The following is a 542-nucleotide window of genomic DNA, read 5'->3' as shown; positions in this document are numbered from 1 at the left end:
AAACCGAGCTTCCGGACGCTGAAGTGCCGCCCTATCTGTCGGGACTTGGCGTGGATGACCCGCAACGCGGGGCGTTCGAGGCCCGCTATCTCACGGCCTCGGCAGCGGCGCATGACCGCTTCAACCGCTTTCGGATGGATGCCGGCCTGGCGCCGCTGCCGAAGGGCCTGTTCCTGGAGACATCGCCCGACCTCAATTTGCTGCTGACCCCGACGATCGTGCGCCGCGAGCGCGCCGAGCCGCTCGACCCGGCCCGCTTCGTCTATCTCGAAGGCTGCGTGCGTTCGGAGGGGCCATTTGAGGTGCCGGTGTTTCCGCGCAATGGCGGGCCGCTGGTCTATGTCAGCTTCGGCAGCCTGGGCGCCATGGATGTCGGCCTGATCGAGCGGATGCTGGCGGTATTCGACAGGCTGCCCGCCCGCTTCATCGTCAATGCCGGCGGCCTGCGCGACGCCTATCGCGCGGTGCCCGACAACGTCTATCTCGACGCCTGGTTTCCACAGCCCTCGGTGGTGGCAAAGTCCGACCTGTTCATCCACCAC

Annotated in this window: 1 pseudogene; it reads left to right on the top strand. The window is 66.8% G+C overall.

Annotated features, from left to right (window positions below):
- Positions 1-542: pseudogene (locus EN935_RS39600) on the top strand (glycosyl transferase family 1); the annotation flags it as partial.

The organism is Mesorhizobium sp. M7D.F.Ca.US.004.03.1.1, from assembly GCF_003998635.1.
Taxonomy (GTDB): Bacteria; Pseudomonadota; Alphaproteobacteria; order Rhizobiales; family Rhizobiaceae; genus Mesorhizobium; species Mesorhizobium loti.
This window is presented reverse-complemented; position numbering and strand designations above follow the sequence as displayed.